This is a genomic window from Pedobacter sp. AC212, assembly GCF_979258625.1.
The window spans coordinates 619,949-641,331 of sequence record NZ_OZ409870.1 but is presented as its reverse complement, the minus strand read 5'-3'; the positions used below and the strand labels follow the sequence as shown (position 1 = coordinate 641,331).

The following is a 21,383-nucleotide window of genomic DNA, read 5'->3' as shown; positions in this document are numbered from 1 at the left end:
ATTTTCCTATATTTGCATAAATAATTTTCAAGATGAAAGAAATATCAGTACAAGAATTAAAAGAAAAAATCGATAATAAAGAAGATTTTCAATTGATTGATGTTCGCGAAACATTCGAATACGAAGTTTCTAACCTTAACGGCGAGAACATTCCTTTAGGCGGGATTTTAATTGAGGCTGATAAAGTTGAAAAAGATAAGCCTGTAATTATTCAGTGCCGCAGCGGAAAAAGAAGTGCCGCAGCAGTGATGCAACTTGAAGCGCAGTATGGTTACGAAAACCTATACAATTTAAAAGGTGGGATTTTAGCCTGGCAAGAGGCTTACGATCCAAATATGCCAGTTTACTAAGAATCATTCGTCATTGCGAGGTACGACGCAATCTCTCTTAAAAATCAGATTGCTTCAGCTCGCTCAAACCTGGCTTCGCAATGACGACTTCTTACATTCGAAAATCACTCATTCAAAATTCACTCATTCAATCATTTCCACTATGGGTAAAAAATTTGCTTTAAATATTTTCTACAATCTGGCCATCATCCTTTCTATTTTTGGAATAGTTTGGTGTTACAACAACCACAAACCTTTACCAGGTGGTTTTTTAGTTGGTGTTGCGGCTTGCCTTGCCTATTTTAAATATCAGCTCGTGAAAGATCTGCGGAAGAACTTTAAAGAAAAAGATCAGAAGTAACACCTTCCAGTCCAAGCCCAGGTAAGTTTTTCAAGCTGTATTTCCCATTTTCAAAAGGCGGATCTGTAAAAGGATTATTTTTAGTTAACCAGGGGCCATCTAAATCTGCCCAATTACATAAAGGCGCCAAAGCCGCTGCAGCAAGGGTTGCACAACTCGTTTCGCTCATGCAACCAATCAATACTTTCATTCCGAAAGATTGCGCTTTCAGAATCATTTGATGACCTTCATACATTCCACAACTTTTCATCAGTTTTACGTTAATGCCATGGTAAGCACCTTTCAACTGATCCATATCTGCTAAACGCTGCACTGCCTCATCGGCCAGCAAAGGAACCGGACTACGTTCCGTTAGCCAGGCATTGCCCTCCAAATCGTTTTTATCCATAGGCTGTTCAATTAAAACCACCCCTTGGTTATGCAGCCAATAAATTAAATCGATGGCTTTAATTCTATCACTCCAACCTTGGTTAGCATCCACGTAAAGTGGCACATTTGTCAAACTACGGATGGTTTCAATAATTTCCCGGTCGTTATCTCTTCCCAATTTAACTTTTATCACCTTGAAATTCTCCGCATCTTTCAGTTTTTCGCGGATCACTTCCGGGGTATCAATCCCGATAGTGTAAGAAGTTACCGGCATTTCTGCTGGGTTGGCACCGTAAATTTCGTAGCAAGGTTTGTTTAAAATTTTTCCATTTATATCATTTAAAGCAATGTCTATGGCCGCTTTTATCGCCGGCTGACCAGGAGCAATACGATCCAGATAACTAATAATCTCTTCGAAATTAAAAGGGTGGACGAATTGGCTCAAATCTACCTCTTTTAAAAAGGCAGCTGCAGTTTCAAAACTTTCTCCCATGTATGGCACCATTGAAGCTTCTCCGTAACCCACCACATTTTCGTACTGGATTTTTAAAAGCATTACCGGTGTGCTTGTGCGGGTAAATTTGGAGATCGAAAAAGGGTGTTTTAATTCTAATTCGAATTGCTTGCAACTAATCTTCATTGTCTATCGTCTAATAAGTAAATAGGGCGGATATCGCTTTACAAAAGTATATTTGTTTATTAACGCAAACCACTCCTGCCATGAAAAACATTTCAAGATTACGGTATTTTATTTATTTATCCCTAATAATTTTAGGAGGATGTACCACAGGAAAAAATGCCTTACAAAAAGGTGATTACGATGCATCAGTTGCAAAGGCGGTAAGCAGATTGCAAAATTCGCCCAGAAACAGCGAGGCCATGCAGGTTTTGAAAACCGCTTATGATTTAGCCCTGCAAGATCATTTACGCAGAATTAACGAGGCAAAAATGTCGAACGATTTGTTTAGATGGGAATCTGTAATGTACGATTATCAGAAAATAAATCAGCTGGCAGATGAGATTAACAGTTGTCCGGCTTGTTTGGCAGTTGTTCCAACACCATCAAAATATATCAATGAAGTTGCAGAAAGCAAATACAATGCTGCAGTTGCGAGGTACAACTCAGGGATCGGTTATTTAAATGAACGTAACCGCTTAGCTGCAAAAAAGGCATATTACGAATTTGAAAAAGTGCAAAACCTACAGCCGAATTATAAAGATGTAAAAGCCAAAATGGATGATGCCTATTGGGCTGCCGTAACCCGCGTAGTTGTTCAACCTATTATTTTGAACGGCGGGCCGTATAAGTTGAGTGCTGATTATTTTCAGCAGCAAATTGATGAATTTATTGCCAATTATTCGCGGAATAAGTTTGTGATATTTTATGGCGAAGAACAGGCAACTACTCAAAAAATTATACCCGACCAGGTTTTAAGTTTAAATTTTGATGATTTCGTAGTCGGCCAAACTTATGTTAAAGAAAGAGTAGAAAAGCTTAAACGCGATAGTGTGGTAATCGGCGAAACCCGCGAACGTAAACCTATTTACGGAACGGTGAGTGCTACGCTGAGTATTTTTGAAAAGAATATTTCTTCATCAGGTTTGCTAGACATGACAATTATGGATTGGCAAAGCAAAAAAATTGTTCGTCAGCAGAAGTTTCCCGGCACTTTCGTTTGGCGAGACAGTTGGGGAAGTTACAAAGGAGACGACAGGGCGCTGAACAAAAATCAGTTAGCTATAACGAGAAAAAGAGAGGTTCTTCCGCCACCGCCAAGCACGATGTTTCTGGAGTTTACGAAGCCAATTTACAGCCAGCTAATTGATAATTTAAGCGGATTTTATAATAGTTATTAGCCCACCTTTCGTCATTGCGAGGAGGCTTTTTCAGCCGACGAAGCAATCTAAATTCCAATATTTCTAAAACCATGGTCTGTGTCCTCACAGACCATTTTACAGTTTCGGTCTGCGAGGACACAGACCGAGGAGCAAGGAATTACCAAATTAGCCGACATTTCGTCATTGCGAGGAGGCTTTTCGGCCGAGGAAGCAATCTAAATTCCAATATTTCTAAAACCATGGTCTGTGTCCTCACAGATCATTTTACAGTGTCGATCTGTGGGGACACAGACCGCGGAGCAAGTAATTACAAAATTAGCCCACATTTCGTCATTGCGAGGAGGCTTTTTCAGCCGACGAAGCAATCTCAATTCCAATATTTCTAAAACCATGGTCTGTGTCCTCACAGATCATTTTACAGTGTCGATCTGTGGGGACACAGACCGAGGAGCAAGGAATTACCAAATAAGCCACATCTCGTCATTGCGAGGAGGCTTTTTCAGCCGACGAAGCAATCTTATTGCAAAATTTCAAGAAATTATGGTCTGTGTCCTCACAGATTATTTTACACTTTTTCGATCTGTGGGGACATAGACCGAGGAGCTAAAACAAAGCCTTCAAAAACCATCATGTTGTAATCCCAGGGTTAAAATAAAATATCGCTAACAAGCAATAACGATATAATAACTAATATTGCAGTGATGAATACCGGCCTATACAATCCTTTCCAAAGTTTCGATTTCTTATACAAAAAATGTTTCCTAAGTGGCAACACTTTTAACTCTCCCGTAATCCAGGTTCTGCTAATTCCAAAATGGTTGTTGGAGCAGGCAGGATTAACAGGCGAGGAGCAAATTCAGTTTCTGGATGAAAGCATACGTTCTTATAATACCCTCGTGATTCCTGTTAATAGCGAAGTAAATGAGCAATTTTTAAATCCGCTGGAAGAAAAAATACAGCAAGCCTTTGCTACAGGTTATAGTGCTGTTTCAGCTTTGCCAGAGCTTGAGCTATTTAATTGGGTTGGGAAGTTTTTATATGGCTTCGTTTACATTGAAATGCATTCTGCTTTACGCAAGGAAATGACGGCAGATGGCTTGAACATGTCTCAATCGCTGATGATGAAGTTCGCCAACCTCAACTTTATGATGCAGAATATGTATACCAGCATCGAGTTCGAAGATTTCACACCCTGGTCGATCACGGTAGTAAAGCTGGAAGATGAGCAAACACCATTCAGTTTCAAAGATGAAATTAATACGCTTACCTTTTCGCTGAAGATGAAAGATTTTGGCATTATTGCTTGCTTGCAAGATAACGGAACCAATAAACGTTATCATCAGGAAATTATAAGTGAGGTGAAGGGTAAAGCACTTACGGCACAGCAATTTGAAGAGCTTACCGCTCGTTTTTACTACTCCGCTTATTTATTTAACCGCTTGCCAGAATACACATTTATGCCTGTTGAGGGCACAACCTACATTGAAGCGATGCCGCTTCGTGGGAATATGACCAAGCCTTTATTTGATGTTTGGCAGCACAAAATTTATGCACAAGTGCTGGAAAATTTCTGGAAACCCTGGGGATATGTAAAGTTCGAGATCATTAAAGACCCTGACCATCCGATGAGCTTTTTCGAAAGACCCTGTTTACCTGCTGCAGGATAATTACATTCCTAACTTTGCGCCTATTATTGCGAAAAAGTTTTGGAGGATGCCCGGCACAAAAATAATAGTGAAAATCAATCCGGTTAGTGCACCAAAAAAGTGGGCATCGTGATTAATATTGTCTCTCGAGTTTTTCGAAGCGTAAGCACAATAGGCTAAATAGATTCCCCCAAAAATTACTGCTGGAATAGAAAAAGGCAAAAATAAAATCCCAATTCCTGCCATAGGGTTAAAAAGGATGAAACTAAATAATACGCCGCTAATTGCACCAGAGGCGCCTAAACTATTGTAGTGAAAATCATTTTTATGTCTAAATACAGTTGGCAGATCACTCAATATCAAGGCTAAAAAATACATTAAGCCAAATTGCCAGCTGCCCATCATTTGCTCTAAGGTAAATGCAAAAGCATAGAATGTAAACATGTTAAAAAACAAGTGCATCCAATCGGCATGAATTAACCCGCTGGTTATTAGCGTATAAACATTTTTCCCTTTCGATACACTGTAAGGATGTAACATAAACTTACCGTATATGCTTTGATCGTAAAAGGCATACAAGCTGGTAACAATTGTAAAAACAAATATGATTGATGCTACAGGAGCAATGCTGAGGTATTCCATTTATTTATTTTAAGTTGAGCTTTACATCTGTTTCCAAACGAGCCACCGGGTATCTGTTATGTGTTTTCTCGTAATAATCAGAATTTTTATACACAAAATCAAGTTGCGCTGCCGCATTCTTGGCAAAGTCTGCATCTGATGCCTTTTTAGCCTCTAATTTATTTTTCAACTCGGGGTTGCTTTTGAGCAAATCAGCAGCAGTATCTTCAAAAACATAAGCCGAAAAATGTTCCTTCATATCCAAAATGGAATCGAAAAAATTCCAGCTGAAATAAGAGTCGGTGGCCTGTGGCTCCAGGGTTTCTACGATAAACCGGTTCGTTTTCTGGTTGGCGTACACCACAAAATCGCCAGCGTAGTATTGCAAAGTATTTTTAACTGGATTAACCATTACAGCAGAATGTAAATAGTGCCCTTCATACGGACGAGTAGCCGTTTTAAAATCGGTGATGTAATAGCTTTCTACGGAAATTTTGGTGTCTGTTTTGAGCTCTTCAACCTTCACTTTATTAAGTTTAAGCAATGCGATCACCCTATCCCATGCTTTCGGAATGATATAAGCTACTGGTTTTTGCACCGCAATAGCCGGTTCATAATTATTCCACTCTTTTATAGTTTTGGTAAACGGCTTATCCCGATCATAATATAACCGATCAAAACCACTTACTTCACTTTGCTTTTTACCGGCCTCAAAACCTTTAAAGGGCAAATCATTAGAAGAAGATTTGTTTAATTTCCAGGCCAGTGGAAATTCGGTTTGTTTTACCACCAGCTCATCCGCTTTGCGTTTATTTTCTTTAATAACCTGTGCATCACGCTGAACAACTTCAACATAGGTTTGAAGCAGTCTATAGGTTGCATCAACCCGCAAGTCATACGCTTTAAGCATATGCGTTTCTGGCATAAAACCAATGGTATTGTGCAAGGTAGTATAACCTGTAGAGTAGCGGGGCGATTCGATAAAACCAGCAATTCCCGTTTCTGGCACTTCGCCGAAGGAGTTTACATATGGAATCATCGGGTAACCTTTTTTCTCCATCATCGAATACAAATCTGGCACCAAAGTTTTAGTTAAATACTTTGATAAAAGAGCATTTAACTTGTCTTTTTGTGTTGGAATGAGCGTCATCACGTACTGGTAATCGGCACCGTTACTGGTATGGGTATCTACAAAAATTTCGGGTTGCCAGGTGTTAAAAATTAACTGAAAAGCTGCCGAATTTTTTGAATCGGTTTTGATGAAATCGCGGTTCAAATCTAAATTTTTGCTGTTTCCGCGAAAGCCATAGGCCAATGGGCCGTTTTGGTTTGCTCTTGAGGTAGAACTGCGGTTAAAACTTCCATCAATATTGTAAATAGGGATAATGCAAATCACCACATCTTTTGGAAGTCTATCTTCTTTTAACAGATCTCTTGCCAGCATCATGGAAGCATCAATACCTTCAGGTTCTCCCGGATGAATTCCATTATTGATAAGCAAAACAGCCTTATTGCCTTTCTTTATTTCGACAGGATCAAAAACTTTATCTTTTGATAAAACCAGCAAATGGAGTGGCTTGCCAAAATCGGTACTTCCATAAGTTAAAAGCTTCGCCTGAGGATAGTTCTTCGCAATATTCTCGTAGTAAGCAATTGCTGCATCGTAAGTGGTGGTTTCTTTTTTACCACTGTTTTCGAAAGGTGTTTTTTGTGCCATTGTTTCAAAAGATAAGATTAAAAAACAGATGACAAACAAATTTCTCATGCAAAAGATTTAAGAGAATGAATAGTGTTTAGAAGAACTTACGATACGCCTTTATATTTCCGAAGAAATATTTTACCCCTACACTGTAAACGTTAAATGTATCAGGATCATAGTTTTTAAATTTTGTTGAGGGATCGTTATAGCCATCTAAACCTTCGCCGAAAGTGAAATTGCTTTGTGCATTGAAGTTGATCACATAGCGAACATAACCGTAACCATCGTTGAGGTAGTAGTTAAATCCTAAGTTGATGGGAACAATTAAATTAACGCCCTTATCTTCACCAGGAAAAGGACCATAACCAGGATCGAAAGCAGCCCAGCTGGGTTTATAACGTACAATATCAGTAATGTTGTTATTTATTGCACCTATACCAATCCCAGCATAAATCCCCTTAATGGCTTCTAAAAAAGGTTTTCGCTCGTAAGGGATAAATTCACCCAAATGCAGTTTCAGATTTGCGGTAATACTGGTGTATTTGTTAATAAATTGTCGATTATGTGGGTCAGTAACAATATCACCGCCTTGCACCATTCCGTATTGTGCCTCTAAGCCACCTGTAATAAAAGGTGTAAAATGATAATTGATTTCGCCTTTTGCGGTATATCCCCAATTCCCTTCCACTACGTCGGTTTTAGAGTAATTGGCACCGCCGCCTAAACCCCACGACCATTTGAAGTAGTTTGATTGCGCAAACGACAACATGAATGATAAAGAGAATAAAACAGTTAGCGCACTTGTCTTCGGGAGGCGATAAGTCATATTGTTTTTTTACAAAAATAATATGTTTATTCAATATCTATAACTTTTACCTTTGAATTATGAGCAATTACATCAACTTTAACAATTCATTAGCGCATAGATTTATAAAGTATGCCAAAATAGATACACAATCTGATCCAAATTCTGCCACTTGCCCATCAACAGAGAAGCAAAAGAATTTAGGAAAAGTACTTGTTCAGGAGCTTTTGGAAATAGGCATTTCTGATGCTGAAATGGATGAGAATGGATACGTTTATGGAACCATTCCTGCTACGAGCGATAAAAATCTTCCTGTAATTTTTTTCTGTTCGCACATGGATACTTCACCAGATTGCAGCGGAGAAAATGTTAAACCGATTATCCATGACAATTATCAAGGGCAAGATTTGATATTGCCCGACGACAATAATATCGTAATTAAACTTGCAGAACATCGCGATTTAAAACAACAAATTGGAAACGATATCATTACTGCAAGTGGCACTACTTTATTAGGTGCCGATAACAAGGCCGGATTGGCGGAAATTATGGACGCGGCTGCTTTTTTAATGAATAATCCGGATGTTAAACACGGTACGATCAAAATTCTTTTTACCCCCGATGAAGAAATTGGAAGAGGTGTGGATAAGGCAAATCTTGAAAAATTAGGTGCTGATTTTGGTTATACTATAGATGGCGAAACTTTAGGATCAATTGAGGATGAAACATTTTCTGCCGATGAAGCAACATTAACCGTTAATGGCGTGAGTACACACCCCGGTTTTGCCAAAGGTAAAATGGAAAGTGCCATCAAAATTATAGCTGATATCATTGCTTCTTTACCAAAAGATACGCTCACCCCTGAAGCAACTCATCAAAAAGAAGGATTCATTCACCCAGTGAGTATCAGCGGCCAGGTTGAGCAAGCAGAGGCACATTTTATTATCAGAGATTTTACGAATGAGAAGCTAGCGGAACATGGTAAATTTTTGGACGTAACGGTAAAAAATGTTCTGCAAAATTATCCAAATTCCACCTACAATCTGGAGATAAAACCACAGTACAGAAACATGAAACAAGTGCTGGATAAACATCCAAAGATTGTGGAATATGGAATAGAAGCCATTGAAAGGGCAGGTGTGGTAGCCAAGCAACAAAGCATTCGTGGCGGCACCGATGGCTCACGCTTATCGTACATGGGCTTACCTTGTCCGAATATTTTTGCAGGAGAACATGCTTTTCATAGCAAGCAAGAATGGGTAAGCGTTCAGGATATGGAGAAAGCCGTACAAACCATTATTAACATTGCCGTAATCTGGGAAGAGAAAGGGTGAAGGTAGTTGGGAGTTGGGAGTTCGAAGTCTTAAAGCTACCGACTTTGGACTAAAGACTTTAGACTCACTATTCCCAACTCAACTTTGGCCAATATCCAACCGGATAATCTTCCCGCCTTTGCCGATTTGAAATTTAAAGAAAGTTTTAAAGTCGCCCCATTGGTCGGAGTGGAAATTGCCATAAACATCTAAGCCATTATTTTCCACTTGATCAATGCTGGTAAAGCGTTCATGTCCTAAAGCTTTTTTAAAGAAATTATTAAACTGAAGCTGGTTGCCGTCGTCATAAAATTTAACATCATCAGCAAACAAAGAGAACCAGGTTTTCTCATCGCCCTTTTGCAAGGCATTTATTGCAGCTTTAACTTTTAAATTCGATATTTTAGAGAGATCAACAGGCATATTTTATTGTTTTACGAGTGCCTTCCTAAATTAAACTGCAAACAAATAGTGCAACCTAAATAATCAGTGGCTTAATGGCAGACATAGAGATTTCATATCAAATTTAACAAAATAGTTTCCAAAGCACCGCATATTTATTACTTTTAAAATGTAATGATAACCCTCGAAAACAATTACCTGAAAATAAGTATTGCAGCAAAAGGTGCAGAACTTCAAGGCCTTTATAGCAAGGAAACTAAAATAGAATATTTGTGGAATGCCGACCCAAAATATTGGGCAAAACATAGTCCGGTGTTATTCCCAATTGTTGGGTCGCTTAAAGATGAACATTTCAAATATAATGGCGCTGAATACAAGTTGACACGCCATGGTTTTGCCCGCGATCATGTTTTTGCCGCTGAAAAGATAAGCGATACTGAAGTTGTTTTTACCTTATCGCAAAGCGATGAAACACTTAAGGTTTATCCTTTTTATTTTGAGCTTAAACTGATTTATAAATTGATAGACAGAAAGCTGAATTTAACTTACGAAGTAACCAATACCGGTACCAATGAAATGTTATTTTCTATTGGTGCGCACCCTGCATTTGCGGTTCCTAACATGCCAAACACCAGCTACGAAGATTACTATTTGGCTTTTAATACAGATGAGAAGTTAACTTACTGGAAACTGGAAGATGGTTTGGTTGCCAATGAAACTGAGTCTATTGAACTTAACGGGCATAAATTAAATTTAAAACACGAGCTATTTTATAATGATGCATTGGTTTTTAAAACGATGCAAAGCAGCTGTATTAGTTTGCTGAACAATAAAAATGATTACGGCCTGCATTTCCATTTCGAAGACTTTCCATTTTTTGGCATTTGGGCGGCGCCCGATGCTCCATTTGTATGTTTGGAGCCTTGGTGCGGCGTAGCCGATGGCGTAAATCATAATCAGGAACTGCAACAAAAGGAAGGTATTATCTCTTTAGCACCTCATAAAAACTGGACACGTTTTTGGGAGGTGGAGTGCTTTTAGTTAGTGAATTAGATCTTTTTTATTTGGTTTGTGGAGGCACCAACCAATAGAGAATTTAATGTTGTAGATCTTTTGCTTTAAGATCCCCGCATACGCGAGGATGACAACTAAACGTTGACACCAGGAAATTAGTTTGGTTGGTGGGCGGACAGGCTAACCATTAGAAAAGTCCCCGATACGAACGGTCGTCTTTCCCAATTTAATTGGAAATCTTAATGCAAGATGATGTTATAAATCTGGTTGGTGGAGACACCGACCAGTAGAAAAAATTTAAATCTTTTGCCTTAAGATCCCCGCATACGCGAGGATGACGGTTAAGCGTTGACACCGGGAAATTTAATCTGGTTGGTGGAGACACCAACCAGTAGAAACCTCATAGAAAAACATCATCATCATCCTCGCATCTGCTAGGATGACGATGATGAAAATCATTTAAATCTTTACATCCATTACCTTACCATTCTTTCTGCTGCTCTCTGCCATAAAACCCATAATATGGCTTTCTATAGATTCATCAATTGTGGAGGTTAATAATGCAGGGTTTTGCTGTGATACGGCTTGGCAAAAATCCTTAACCAAAAGCCAGTCGCCACCGCCGTGCCCGCTATTTTTATAGCCATCTACATCATCAGCTTTTGGAATAAATTTCGTTTCTTTTCTGGTCTTAAAATCATGCACCACCAACTCTGTCATATCGCCAACCATATCACCCATCGAACCCATAATCCGGGTTCTTCTATCATGGTATGAAGTAAAAGCTTCCATAGAAAAGTTTGCGGTTACGCTATCACTAAACTGAATACTGGTTACATAATGGTCTGGCTGGTCATTATCCATGCGATAAACACAACGACCATAATTTGTTGTTTTAAGTTTATCCATTATCGCCGCTTTTCTGTCGCTTGTACCTTCAGGAATATCCAAAACCGATGTCCGTGAGTTACGATCTACATATTCTTTAATCGCCGAATACGGACATTCCCGCTCCACCGCACATCCATCAGTGCATCGGGCGGTACTTCCTTCAGGCGCATTTTCTTTTTTAAACCATTTTAAATCGCCCATGGCCACAATACGCTGGGCTTTCTTATTAATCACCCACTTCATAATATCTAAATCGTGACAAGATTTAGCTAAAATTATAGGCGTTGTGGCTTTGGAATTATGCCAGTTTCCACGCACATAAGAATGTGCCATGTGGGTATGTTCAATAGGTTCGAAATGCTGAATGCTAATTACCTCGCCAATAGCGCCTTTTGCAATCAACTCTTTCATCTTTACAAAATATGGCGCATACCGCAATACATGGCAAACCGCAACAATTCTTCCCGTTTTCTTAGCCAAAGCCAAAATATCACGACATTCTTTTTCGGTAGGCGCAATGGGTTTTTCCAGCAGGATATCGTATCCCATCTTTAGTGCTTGCATACAAGGTTCGTAATGCAAATTATCAGGCATGGAAATAATAACGGCATCAGCCATTTTAGGTTTTTTAAATACATCCTCCCAGGTATTAAACCGATTTTCATCAGCAATTTTGTGCTTTTTAGCGTATCGTTCGTTTCTGTAAGCAATCGGTTCGGCCACACCGATTATTTTTATCTGATCGGGAAAACTTGCGGCAAAATTACCATAAACCGTGCCTCGGTTTCCTGCACCACAAGTAATTGCCGTAATGGGCTTTTCTAAGGGTTTATGCAAAGGATTATCAGCTATACGATAGCTGTAAGTATTATCCGCCAAGCGGGCAAGTACATCCGTACTCACTACGGTTGCGCCTAAACTTATACTTAAAGTTTTGAGTAAATTTCTGCGGTTCATAGGTGTTTGGTTTAGGTCGATTTATTTATTCAGTTTCAGTATGGCTAAAACAGGCAAGTGATCAGAAGCATACGTTTCATTAATTACCTGATGAGAAATCACCTCGAAATTATTTCCTTTTTTAAAGGCGATGTGATCGATGGTATTTTTAGGATTGATTACAGGTATTGTAAAACCACAGTCGGTACAGGTTCTAACAAATTGCCTGTCGAAAACTTTAACCACCTCCGAGCTAGTGTTGGCATTTAAATCGCCGGCAATAATCAGCGGAAGGGCTTCTGTGTCCGTTAACTTATTGATTTCGTTTACCTGCATCATTCTATTCTCTTCAGATTTCTGTGCATCGAGATGTGTTGACGCAAAACGGATTTTTCTTCCGTCGGGCAGTGTAGCCGTACCCATTCCCAATACCCGTGGTTCTGCTTTCGCTTCGCCGGTATTAGGCAACTTATAGGTTTGCGAATCGCTCAACGGATATTTCGAAAGTATTGCTACCCCGTAATCTCCGCCATCATGGTCTATCGCTTTAAAAAAATAGAAGTTCATCTTCAGCCTGGTGGCTAAAAAAACCGCTTCGTTCATGTTTCCCGAACGTTTCGTGTTTACATCAACTTCTTGCAAAGCAACTAAATCTGGTTTTTGCGCCTCAATCACTTTGGCTATGGCATCTAAATCAATCAAGCCTTCTTTTGCTTTGGATGGGGGGTTGGCGTGATGGATATTATACGTTAAAACTCGAATGGTGCTTTGATCGTTCCTTGTTATACTGGTTTTAGGAGAGCAAGAAAAAAGCAAAATGGTAAGAAGTAAAAAATAGGTAACGAAGTTAAATCTAGTCATTGTTTTGTTGGCTTAATGGCTTTTCGAATTTAAAAAATAAAACCAATCGAAAGAAATTGTAATACGATCGTTATAAAAAGAAACAAAACGCAATTTATCAAATGGCTTTCTGAGTTTTACGATCTCAAAATTGAGGAAACAACATGTACTTTATCCTGTTTAATTATTAATTCTTCAACAAAAAATATAAAAATTATGGATAATCAAGTAGAGAAAAACAAAGCGATTTGCAAGGTATTTTTTGATGAGCTGCTCAACAATGCCAATTTGGATGCCATTACTAAGTTCGTGGATAGTGGAGTTAAAGTGCATAAAACATTTCCTTGGCAACGCGAAGGCGAAAAAGCCTTTTACGATACGGTTGAGGTGTTTAAGCTGGGTTTTCCTGATTTAAAAATAAAATTCGACGACATTTTGGGCGATGGCGACAAAGTGATGTGCAAATTCACTGTAACGGGAACGCATAAAGAATCGTTTCTTAACATCCCAGCTACAGGGAAAAAGATCGAGTACGAGGAAGTAAACATCGTTCGTTTAAGAGATGAAAAAATTATTGAACATTGGGCAGTTGCCGACATTTATAGTTTGATGCAGAAGTTAACAGGAAGTGAAGTACACAATCTAGTTTAATAAGCCCCAAATTTGTCTCAACTCCCCCCTTTGTAAAATTTAGGTACTGCTTAACTTAGCAGAAATAGCAAAAATTTTATGAGAACCATGCATCCTTATTTAAACTTCGACGGCCAGGCTGAAGAAGCTTTCAATTTTTACAAATCGGTATTGGGCGGCGAATTTATCTTTTTTAAAAAAATGAGTGATGCGCCTAACGCGGATGAATTATCCGAAAATGAGCGAAATCGGGTTATGCATGTTGCACTTCCCATTAATGAGCATACTATTTTGATGGCATCAGATTGTATGCCTTCAGCAGGACATGTTATTAGAGAAGGTAATAATATGTATGTTCATCTCGCTGCAGAAAGCAGGGCAGATGCGGATCAACTTTTCAATGGTTTATCAGCAGGAGGAACTATAGAAATGCCCATGGAAGATATGTTTTGGGGCGATTATTTTGGAAGCTTCAAAGATAAATTTGGGATCCAATGGATGATTAATTTTGGGAGTTATTAGCTTAAAAAGCAATAAAAGGACCTTCAAACAAACAGAAGGTCCTTTTATTGTTACACAAACCATCAAAATCCCGTCTGCTTTAATTTGACATCATCTGGTCAAATACGTATTCTTGTTTCTTGCTTATTTTAATAATGTGAGCACAGGGCATACCATGAACAACGTAACTCCAGGTTTATTAAAAACCAAACAACATTTTATTATTCTTGATGGATTACGCGGCGTGGCTGCTTTGGCTATTGTTGCTTTCCATTTTTTGGAAGTGGTTTTTGAGTTCAGCAAAAATTTTCTTGGTCATGGGTTTTTAGCTGTCGATTTTTTCTTTTGCCTTTCGGGTTTCGTTATCGCCTATGCTTATGATGATCGCCTTGAAAAAATGGGCATTATGGAGTTTTTTAAATCCCGGATCATCAGGTTACATCCTCTGGTTATTTATGGTTCTGTATTAGGACTGCTAACTTTCATTTTCGATCCCTTTAGCGGTACCGCTGCCCAATATAGCATAGGCAAAATCACTTTATTGTTTTTAACTTCCGCCTTATTAATTCCTTTTCCAACAATGGAAGAGCGCTATTTTAACAACTTCGGTTTAAATGCGCCAGCCTGGTCTTTATTTTGGGAATATGTGGCGAACATTGTTTATGCATTTGTACTCTACAAATTGGCCAGAAAGTATTTAATGGCACTCGCTGGCGTTGCCGCTATTATTTTGGTAGTAGTTGCTTATCGTACGGGTTCATTATTGGGCGGTTGGGCCGGAGAAAATTTTTGGGAAGGTGGGGCAAGGATATTATACTCTTTTACAGCTGGCTTATTAATTTATCGCTCCAAATGGATCATTAAAAACAAGCTCGGTTTTGTTGGCTTATCCATCTTGCTGTTGTTCGCCTTTTTTATGCCTTATTCAAACTATAACTGGCTAACTGAATCACTAGTGGTTTTATTTTATTTCCCCCTTTTGGTTGCCTTAGGTGCCGGAACCGTTGCCACCCAGGGGTTAACCAAATTATGCACCTTTTTTGGCAAGATATCTTATCCTTTGTACATGACACATTACATGGCCATTTGGGTATTTGCCAATTATTACAATGCGTACAAACCAAAAGGAACAGAATTGGCTTTAGTAATTTCAGGTGGGGTAATCGCCTTAGTTTCCCTAGCCTATTTAACGATGATTATATTTGATATCCCTGTTAGAAAATACCTTTCTAAAAAGCGAATGAAGGCACTGTAAATCCATCTTAAGAAAATTTATAAATTTTTTAAAAATTTTAAAACAAACCAATTACACCTGTGTTTATAGTATAGTTTGTTTGGTTTAGTTTTATCGGTGGATACTTATAAGACATTCAATATAGCCTCATAGAGATATGAGGCTTTCTCATTTCCAGACTTTTTTAACCAAGCTATTATCTAAGACTATTTCCCTTTCTATATTAATCTGTTCCAAAAAATAAGTATCGTGAGATACAATTAAAAGTGTTCCCTTAAATTCGTTAATGGCTTCAGTTAATATTTCAACATTTTGAATATCGAGGTTGTTAGTGGGCTCATCGAAGATCATCATATCTGGTGCCGTATTCTTGATGGTTAGCAAGCAAAGCATCAACCTCATTTTTTCGCCCCCACTTAATGCACTGCAAGGCTTATCCCAGTCTTCTTTATTAAACAAAAACCGATTTAACCGAATTTTGATTTCATGTTCTTGTAACTCGCCGGTATTATATTGTTGTGCCTGCAGATAAACTGTGAGTTGATTATTGATTAAAGAATAATCCTGATCGATGTAAATTGCATCGTAGGTGGCGTTTTTAACTGTTCCTGTTTGAGGGAGCAACTCTCCTAAAATAATCTTGATCAAAGTAGATTTGCCAGATCCATTTATGCCTTTTAATGCAATTCTTTCACCACTTTTTATATCAAAATTAAGTGCCGAAAGCCAGAGCTTGTTATCACCATAGGCAAAGTTAATTTCCCTTGCCTCAATGAGTATTTTTCCATAGGGAAGATTGGATTGATCAAAGCCAATTTTCATCTGTCCAGCTAAAGGAATAGTGCTTCTTAACTCCGTTAATTCTTTACTGATGTTGCTAATTTTTTCACCATGCATTTGCTTAACACGAGCGGTACTGCCCTCAGCCTTGTTTTTCAAGGTATTCATTGATATGGTAGGTAAACCCGCTTTTTCTTGTTTCCTCTTTCCCCGGGCATCTAATTTTTGCTCCCTTTCAATAGTTTCACGGGCCACCACTTTCGCTTTTCGAAGCGTTTTTTCTTTGGCTTTAAGAGCATTAGATAGGGCTTCTTCTTCGCTCTGTTTTTGAGCCAAATAGAAATCGTAGTTTCCTCCGTAGGTATTGATTTCCCCTTGGCTCAATTCGTATGTGAGGTTAAGAAGATTGAGCAAAATACGGTCGTGACTTACAATAAGCAACGTTTTATTAGTTTCCTGGATAAACTTGTATAGTAAATCCCTGCTTTCCACATCAAGGTGATTACTCGGCTCATCCATCAAAATAATTTCTGGTTGATGAATAAAGATTCCAGCCAGGAAAACCTTGGTCTTTTGCCCACCACTTAGTAAATCCAGCTTTTGATTCAAGTCCGCTATTTCAAGTCCCCAATAGACAAAAGCTTCATGGCAACGCTCTTCAATAGTCCAATCATCCTGTAGAAGCGCAAAGTTTTCTGCACTTGCCTTGCCATCTAAAATTTCATGTAAAGCCGCAATTCGATCATTAATTTTTAGTGCTTCTGCAATGCTTAAATCATTAAACTGACCAAAAATTTGGGGAACCAGATAAGGTTGATCATCTGCCTGTAGCAAACCTTCAGTAACTTCTAAAGTTCCAGCCAAAAGATTGAGCAAAGTAGATTTACCCGAACCATTTTGACCAACTAAGGCTACTTTGTTATGGGCGTGAAGGGTAAAATTTAAACTAGAAAATAGTATATCCCGATTGGGATGTTGGTAGGCAACACCTTGTAAAGTAAGCATGATATCTTTGTTAAAACGTAAATAATTTCTGATCCAATGCAATTGGATACCGTTTGTTTTATCGAAAGAATTTGCTCTTACATTTTATACTGCGATGATTTACGACAAATTTAGTGATTTATCCAAAGTAATCAAATTCAAAGTCTTTGTCTCCCTAAATTTTGCCTGAATACGGTTTACCGACCAGCTATGTTAACCACCAAATTGCTGCCAATAATTGGAGTTTAGAGTATCCTTTTTTACTCAAAGGGATTGCAGTGAGCCAGTTTAAATGCAAATTATTTTTACTTTTATTTACTAATTAATTTAGTATTTTGCGGTTTGTAAAATCAAGATCGCATTATGGAAAATAAGGTTAGCATCAATAATAACAGTGTCGAGTTTTCGGGCATTACCAGAGATTACATGGAGGCCATTTCAGAGCTGATATGGAATGGTTTTGACGCCGGAGCAACTAAAATTGATCTTGTTTTTGATACCAATGAAATTGATTTCATTCCATCGATAGAAATTATTGATAACGGAAGTGGCATTAACCTCAATAATCTTAACCAAACCTTTGGGGCATTTCTCGATTCGTTAAAACGCAGTACCGACCATCGTTCATCTTACGTTCGGGGCAAAAAAGGCAAGGGTCGTTTTTCCTTTATTGCTTTTGCGCAAACTGCCATTTGGAATACTACATTTTTTGATGAAAATACACAGGCATTTACCACTTACGACATCACCATTAATGCCAGCAACAAAGATTTTTATGCCGATGAACACCAACAAAAGGGGGTAAAGAATGCATCGGGCACACGACTAAAACTGGTAAATCTTTTCGGTGTAACTGCCTATAATTTCACCAACGATGCCTTTATCAACCACCTCAAATCAGAATTTGGCTGGTTTTTATTGTTAAATAGCAAACACAATTTTCAGTTGTGCATTAATGGTGAAAGAATTATATATGAAGACCTTCTGGCCGACCACGAAATTTTTGAAAGGGAAATTGTAGATGCTTCCACATCGAGATTTATGTTTACCATTACCTTTGTTCGCTGGAACGAAAAAATTGGCGATAAGTTTTACTACTATTTTTTAAACAGCGATAAAAAAGAGGTTTTTAAACAGCTCACATCCTTTAACAATAACGCGATTAATTTTTATCACAGCGTTTATATCGAATCAGATTATTTTAATCTTTTTAATTTCAATGATACAGAAGAAACGGGAAATCTGTTTGGTTCCAATCCACAGAGTCCTATTTTTAAACAGTTAATTAAGGAGCTGCAAAAAATTGTCGTCAACAAGCAAAAGGAATTTGTAAAAAATAATGCTGCTGATGAATTAATTCAAAAGTTATTATTATCGGGTTCAATGCCCAAATTTGGAAATAACGATAACGATTTGAACCAAAAGGAGCTTTTCATCGAATTGGTGAAAGCGATTTACTGCATTCAGCCACGCATGTTTAAAGGCTTAAATGATGCACAAGAAAAACTGACCTTGAATCTTATCTTTTCCCAAATGAAGGATGCAGATTCGCTGTTGGCCCTGTTGGAAAACGTACTAAAACCCAATGAGGAAGAAAGTCAACAGCTTCACCGACTGATGTCTGCAACACATTTGATTTCTGATTGAAATTTTTAAAAAAGATTAGCATGGGTGTTTCTCTGGTGTTGGCACGGCTGTAAACATTGACGGAGATGATACCGGAGGAGAAAAAGGTCATATCCACCCAAAACCATAAACAAAAAAAGAGCGATTATAAATCGCTCTTTTTTTATATTTGAAGAAACTTGTCCCTCTTGAAAAATTATCTATTATTAATTCTACTCTCACTTATTCTTTTGTCCTGTAAAGAAAAAGCCTTTCATCCTATTCCAAATGCAAACTCATATTACTCAAAAGCAATCAAGCTTTACGAGTTAAACAACGATTCAGCTTTTTACTATTTCAACAAGGTAACTACGGATACTAACGTAGATAGTTTGACGATAGCCAAGGCTTATAACTATATGGCTACCATACAAACTGATGGCGGCGATTACTATGGCGCACAAGAGAGTGCAGTACAATCGTTTTCATTTTTGAATAAAAACAATCTGGAACATTACAGTTGTTTTGCCGCAAACTATAATATCTTAGGTTCAACATATGATGATTTGAAACTGCATGAATTGGCGATAGGCTACTATGATCAAGCCATACATTATAGCAGTGACCCGGAATCAATACTTACAATTAAGAATAATAAAGCGCTGGCTTTCCAAAAAGTTAAAGATTATGCCAAGGCTTTAACAATTTATAATCAAATCATCAGTCAAAAAATAAATCAAGTTGAGTACGCCCGTGTATCCTCAAATACAGCACGAACAAAATGGTTGCAAGATCCAAAATATAATCCCCTTCCACAGTTGCTAGCGGCATTAAATATTCGTAGAAAACTGGGAAATGAATGGGGTCTTAATGCCAGCTACGCTCACCTGGCAGATTACTATACCACCAAAAAGCCAGATTCGGCATTATTCTATGCTGAGGGTATGTACCAAATTGCAAGAAAGTTAGAGAGCCCAACAGATCAGCTGGAAGCTTTAGAAAAAATTATCAAACTTTCTCCTGCAAAAAAAATCAAGAAATATTTCGACGTGTATCAACACCTAAACGACAGCTTGCAAACAGCTCGCAGTGCGGCTAAAAATCAGTTTGCAGTAGTTAGATACAATTCCGAAAAGAGCAAGGCCGATAACTTAATCTTACAGAAAGACAATACCGAAAAACGATATCAAATTATCAAGCGAGAATTATTGCTGGCTTCTGGTTTAGTGGTTTTTACTGCAGTATCCATTAGTGCTTTCTTTTGGTATAAAAAAAGACAACAAAAAATGGAACTCGAAAAGGAAAGTGCCATTCAGGAAAACAGATTGAAAACATCAAAGAAAGTTCATGATGTTGTGGCAAACGGATTGTACCGCGTAATGAGTGAAATGGAAAATCAACCCGAAATTGATCGTGAAGCAATCATCGATAAAATTGAGGTCCTTTATGAAAAATCGAGAGATATTTCTTACGATAAACCCGAACATGATGTACAATCTTTCGAAGTAAAAATATCAGAAATACTTACCTCATTTGCTACGCCACAAACCAAAGTATTTATTGTGGGAAACTCCAATAAGTTGTGGGAAAAAGTGCAGCCAAATGTGCGATACGAACTCGAACAGGTTTTACAGGAGTTAATGGTTAATATGAAAAAGCACAGTAACGCCACAACCGTTGTATTGAAATTCGAACAGGAAGAAAACCAGGTTAATATTTTTTATACCGATAACGGAATTGGCATGCCTGAAAATAAAATTTTTAATAATGGATGGAAAAATACGGTTTCCCGTATAGATGGAATTGGAGGGAAACTTACCTTTGAAACCAAGCTGGAGAAAGGACTCAAAGTTCATATTTTTTTTCCAGTTTCTTAATTTAAAATAAAATGTTCAAAAGAGTATTAATTGCCGAAGACCACGAAAGCACGAGTATTTCAGTTAGAAAAACATTGGAAGATTTAGGAATTTCCAAAACTGAATACACTTACTATTGTGATGATGCATTTATGCAGATTCAAAAAAACTTAAGCGATGATCAACCTTTTGATTTGCTCATTACCGACCTTTCTTTTGAAGAAGATCATCGTACACAGAAACTTTCTGGTGGCTTGGCGTTAATTGAAGCCGTAAAAAAAACTCAACCACTCATCAAAATATTGGTATTTTCTGCGGAAACCAATCCGGCAATAATTGATAGTTTGTTTAAAAATTTGCGGATTGATGGCTATGTACGCAAGGCCCGCCATGATGCTAAAGATTTGAAAAAGGCCCTTGAGAATATTGCTCAACACAAAACCTATCTATCCGAAGATTTACGTCGTTCGCTAAAGCAAAAAAACGCCTTTGAGTTTACTGAATATGATGTAACCATTATTTCTTTGCTTTCCCAAGGCACTCCACAAAAAGATATTCCAACCTATTTATCACAGCATAAAATAAAACCTGTAAGCTTAAGTAGTCTCGAAAAACGGTTGGGTAATATTAAAGATTCGCTCGAATTTTCTAAGAACGAGCAGTTGGTTGCCTATTGTAAAGATTTGGGAATCATCTAAAACACTTCCCGCCATACGCCCTCGCAACGA

General features: G+C 38.0%; 20 protein-coding genes. 12 read left to right on the top strand and 8 right to left on the bottom strand.

Features of this window, described 5'->3' with window-relative positions:
- Positions 1-32: 32 nt before the first annotated feature.
- Positions 33-350, top strand: a complete 318-nt coding sequence (locus ACZZZC_RS02760; RefSeq protein ID WP_056848082.1) for a rhodanese-like domain-containing protein — start codon at positions 33-35, stop codon at positions 348-350.
- A 142-nt stretch (positions 351-492) separates the two neighbouring features.
- Positions 493-690: a DUF6358 family protein gene (locus tag ACZZZC_RS02755; RefSeq protein WP_056849219.1), complete on the top strand. Its 198-nt coding sequence runs from the start codon at positions 493-495 to the stop codon at positions 688-690.
- On the opposite strand, the gene ACZZZC_RS02750 is transcribed toward ACZZZC_RS02755, so the two are convergent.
- Complete coding sequence (locus ACZZZC_RS02750; protein WP_463486559.1) at positions 668-1,699, bottom strand: dipeptide epimerase; 1,032 nt, start codon at positions 1,697-1,699, stop codon at positions 668-670. The genes ACZZZC_RS02755 and ACZZZC_RS02750 overlap by 23 nt on opposite strands.
- Before the next feature lie 80 nt (positions 1,700-1,779).
- Here ACZZZC_RS02750 and ACZZZC_RS02745 point away from each other — a divergent pair, with 80 nt between their 5' ends.
- Together ACZZZC_RS02745 and ACZZZC_RS02740 are read left to right on the top strand one after the other, a co-directional pair.
- The gene (locus tag ACZZZC_RS02745; RefSeq protein WP_463486558.1) at positions 1,780-2,916 is read left to right on the top strand and encodes a hypothetical protein; all 1,137 of its coding nucleotides are present in this window, start codon (positions 1,780-1,782) and stop codon (positions 2,914-2,916) included.
- A 683-nt stretch (positions 2,917-3,599) separates the two neighbouring features.
- Positions 3,600-4,565 carry a hypothetical protein gene (locus tag ACZZZC_RS02740; RefSeq protein ID WP_463486557.1) on the top strand — a complete coding sequence of 322 codons (966 nt, stop codon included), beginning with the start codon at positions 3,600-3,602 and terminating at the stop codon, positions 4,563-4,565.
- On the opposite strand, the gene ACZZZC_RS02735 is transcribed toward ACZZZC_RS02740, so the two are convergent.
- The 3 genes from ACZZZC_RS02735 to ACZZZC_RS02725 are packed head-to-tail and all read right to left on the bottom strand — an operon-like array spanning position 4,566 to position 7,690.
- Entirely contained in the window at positions 4,566-5,186 is a 621-nt protein-coding gene (locus ACZZZC_RS02735; RefSeq protein ID WP_056849351.1) for a rhomboid family intramembrane serine protease, read from the bottom strand.
- Positions 5,187-5,190: 4 nt separating this feature from the next.
- Complete coding sequence (locus tag ACZZZC_RS02730) at positions 5,191-6,930, bottom strand: M14 family metallopeptidase (protein WP_463486556.1); 1,740 nt, start codon at positions 6,928-6,930, stop codon at positions 5,191-5,193.
- Positions 6,931-6,958: 28 nt separating this feature from the next.
- Positions 6,959-7,690: a hypothetical protein gene (locus ACZZZC_RS02725; protein ID WP_463484731.1), complete on the bottom strand. Its 732-nt coding sequence runs from the start codon at positions 7,688-7,690 to the stop codon at positions 6,959-6,961.
- 59 nt (positions 7,691-7,749) lie between these two features.
- Here ACZZZC_RS02725 and pepT point away from each other — a divergent pair, with 59 nt between their 5' ends.
- On the top strand, positions 7,750-9,003 hold the full coding sequence (pepT, locus tag ACZZZC_RS02720; protein ID WP_463486555.1) for a peptidase T: 1,254 nt from the start codon (positions 7,750-7,752) through the stop codon (positions 9,001-9,003).
- Positions 9,004-9,081: 78 nt separating this feature from the next.
- Here pepT and ACZZZC_RS02715 read toward each other — a convergent pair whose 3' ends face one another.
- Complete coding sequence (locus ACZZZC_RS02715; protein ID WP_463486554.1) at positions 9,082-9,405, bottom strand: hypothetical protein; 324 nt, start codon at positions 9,403-9,405, stop codon at positions 9,082-9,084.
- Positions 9,406-9,558: 153 nt separating this feature from the next.
- Here ACZZZC_RS02715 and ACZZZC_RS02710 point away from each other — a divergent pair, with 153 nt between their 5' ends.
- On the top strand, positions 9,559-10,425 hold the full coding sequence (locus tag ACZZZC_RS02710; RefSeq protein WP_463486553.1) for an aldose 1-epimerase family protein: 867 nt from the start codon (positions 9,559-9,561) through the stop codon (positions 10,423-10,425).
- A 432-nt stretch (positions 10,426-10,857) separates the two neighbouring features.
- Here the strand turns inward: ACZZZC_RS02710 and ACZZZC_RS02705 are convergent, their stop codons facing one another.
- Both ACZZZC_RS02705 and ACZZZC_RS02700 read right to left on the bottom strand, forming a co-directional pair.
- On the bottom strand, positions 10,858-12,246 hold the full coding sequence (locus ACZZZC_RS02705) for a Gfo/Idh/MocA family protein (protein WP_463486552.1): 1,389 nt from the start codon (positions 12,244-12,246) through the stop codon (positions 10,858-10,860).
- Positions 12,247-12,267: 21 nt separating this feature from the next.
- Positions 12,268-13,086 carry an endonuclease/exonuclease/phosphatase family protein gene (locus ACZZZC_RS02700; RefSeq protein ID WP_463486551.1) on the bottom strand — a complete coding sequence of 273 codons (819 nt, stop codon included), beginning with the start codon at positions 13,084-13,086 and terminating at the stop codon, positions 12,268-12,270.
- Positions 13,087-13,281: 195 nt separating this feature from the next.
- Here ACZZZC_RS02700 and ACZZZC_RS02695 point away from each other — a divergent pair, with 195 nt between their 5' ends.
- From ACZZZC_RS02695 to ACZZZC_RS02685, 3 genes are all read left to right on the top strand, one after another.
- Entirely contained in the window at positions 13,282-13,716 is a 435-nt protein-coding gene (locus ACZZZC_RS02695; protein ID WP_463484726.1) for an ester cyclase, read from the top strand.
- 78 nt (positions 13,717-13,794) lie between these two features.
- Positions 13,795-14,217 (top strand): VOC family protein, encoded by a 423-nt coding sequence (locus ACZZZC_RS02690; protein ID WP_463486550.1) that lies wholly within the window; start codon positions 13,795-13,797, stop codon positions 14,215-14,217.
- A gap of 154 nt (positions 14,218-14,371) precedes the next feature.
- On the top strand, positions 14,372-15,451 hold the full coding sequence (locus ACZZZC_RS02685; protein WP_463486549.1) for an acyltransferase family protein: 1,080 nt from the start codon (positions 14,372-14,374) through the stop codon (positions 15,449-15,451).
- 147 nt (positions 15,452-15,598) lie between these two features.
- Here the strand turns inward: ACZZZC_RS02685 and ACZZZC_RS02680 are convergent, their stop codons facing one another.
- The gene (locus ACZZZC_RS02680) at positions 15,599-17,215 is read right to left on the bottom strand and encodes an ABC-F family ATP-binding cassette domain-containing protein (protein WP_463486548.1); all 1,617 of its coding nucleotides are present in this window, start codon (positions 17,213-17,215) and stop codon (positions 15,599-15,601) included.
- A 342-nt stretch (positions 17,216-17,557) separates the two neighbouring features.
- On the opposite strand from ACZZZC_RS02680, the gene ACZZZC_RS02675 reads away from it, so the two are divergent.
- The 3 genes from ACZZZC_RS02675 (at position 17,558) to ACZZZC_RS02665 (ending at position 21,353) form a co-directional block, all read left to right on the top strand.
- The gene (locus ACZZZC_RS02675; RefSeq protein WP_463486547.1) at positions 17,558-18,841 is read left to right on the top strand and encodes an ATP-binding protein; all 1,284 of its coding nucleotides are present in this window, start codon (positions 17,558-17,560) and stop codon (positions 18,839-18,841) included.
- A gap of 167 nt (positions 18,842-19,008) precedes the next feature.
- Positions 19,009-20,676: a tetratricopeptide repeat-containing sensor histidine kinase gene (locus ACZZZC_RS02670; RefSeq protein WP_463486546.1), complete on the top strand. Its 1,668-nt coding sequence runs from the start codon at positions 19,009-19,011 to the stop codon at positions 20,674-20,676.
- An 11-nt stretch (positions 20,677-20,687) separates the two neighbouring features.
- Positions 20,688-21,353 carry a response regulator gene (locus tag ACZZZC_RS02665; RefSeq protein ID WP_463486545.1) on the top strand — a complete coding sequence of 222 codons (666 nt, stop codon included), beginning with the start codon at positions 20,688-20,690 and terminating at the stop codon, positions 21,351-21,353.
- The last annotated feature ends 30 nt before the right edge of the window (positions 21,354-21,383 follow it).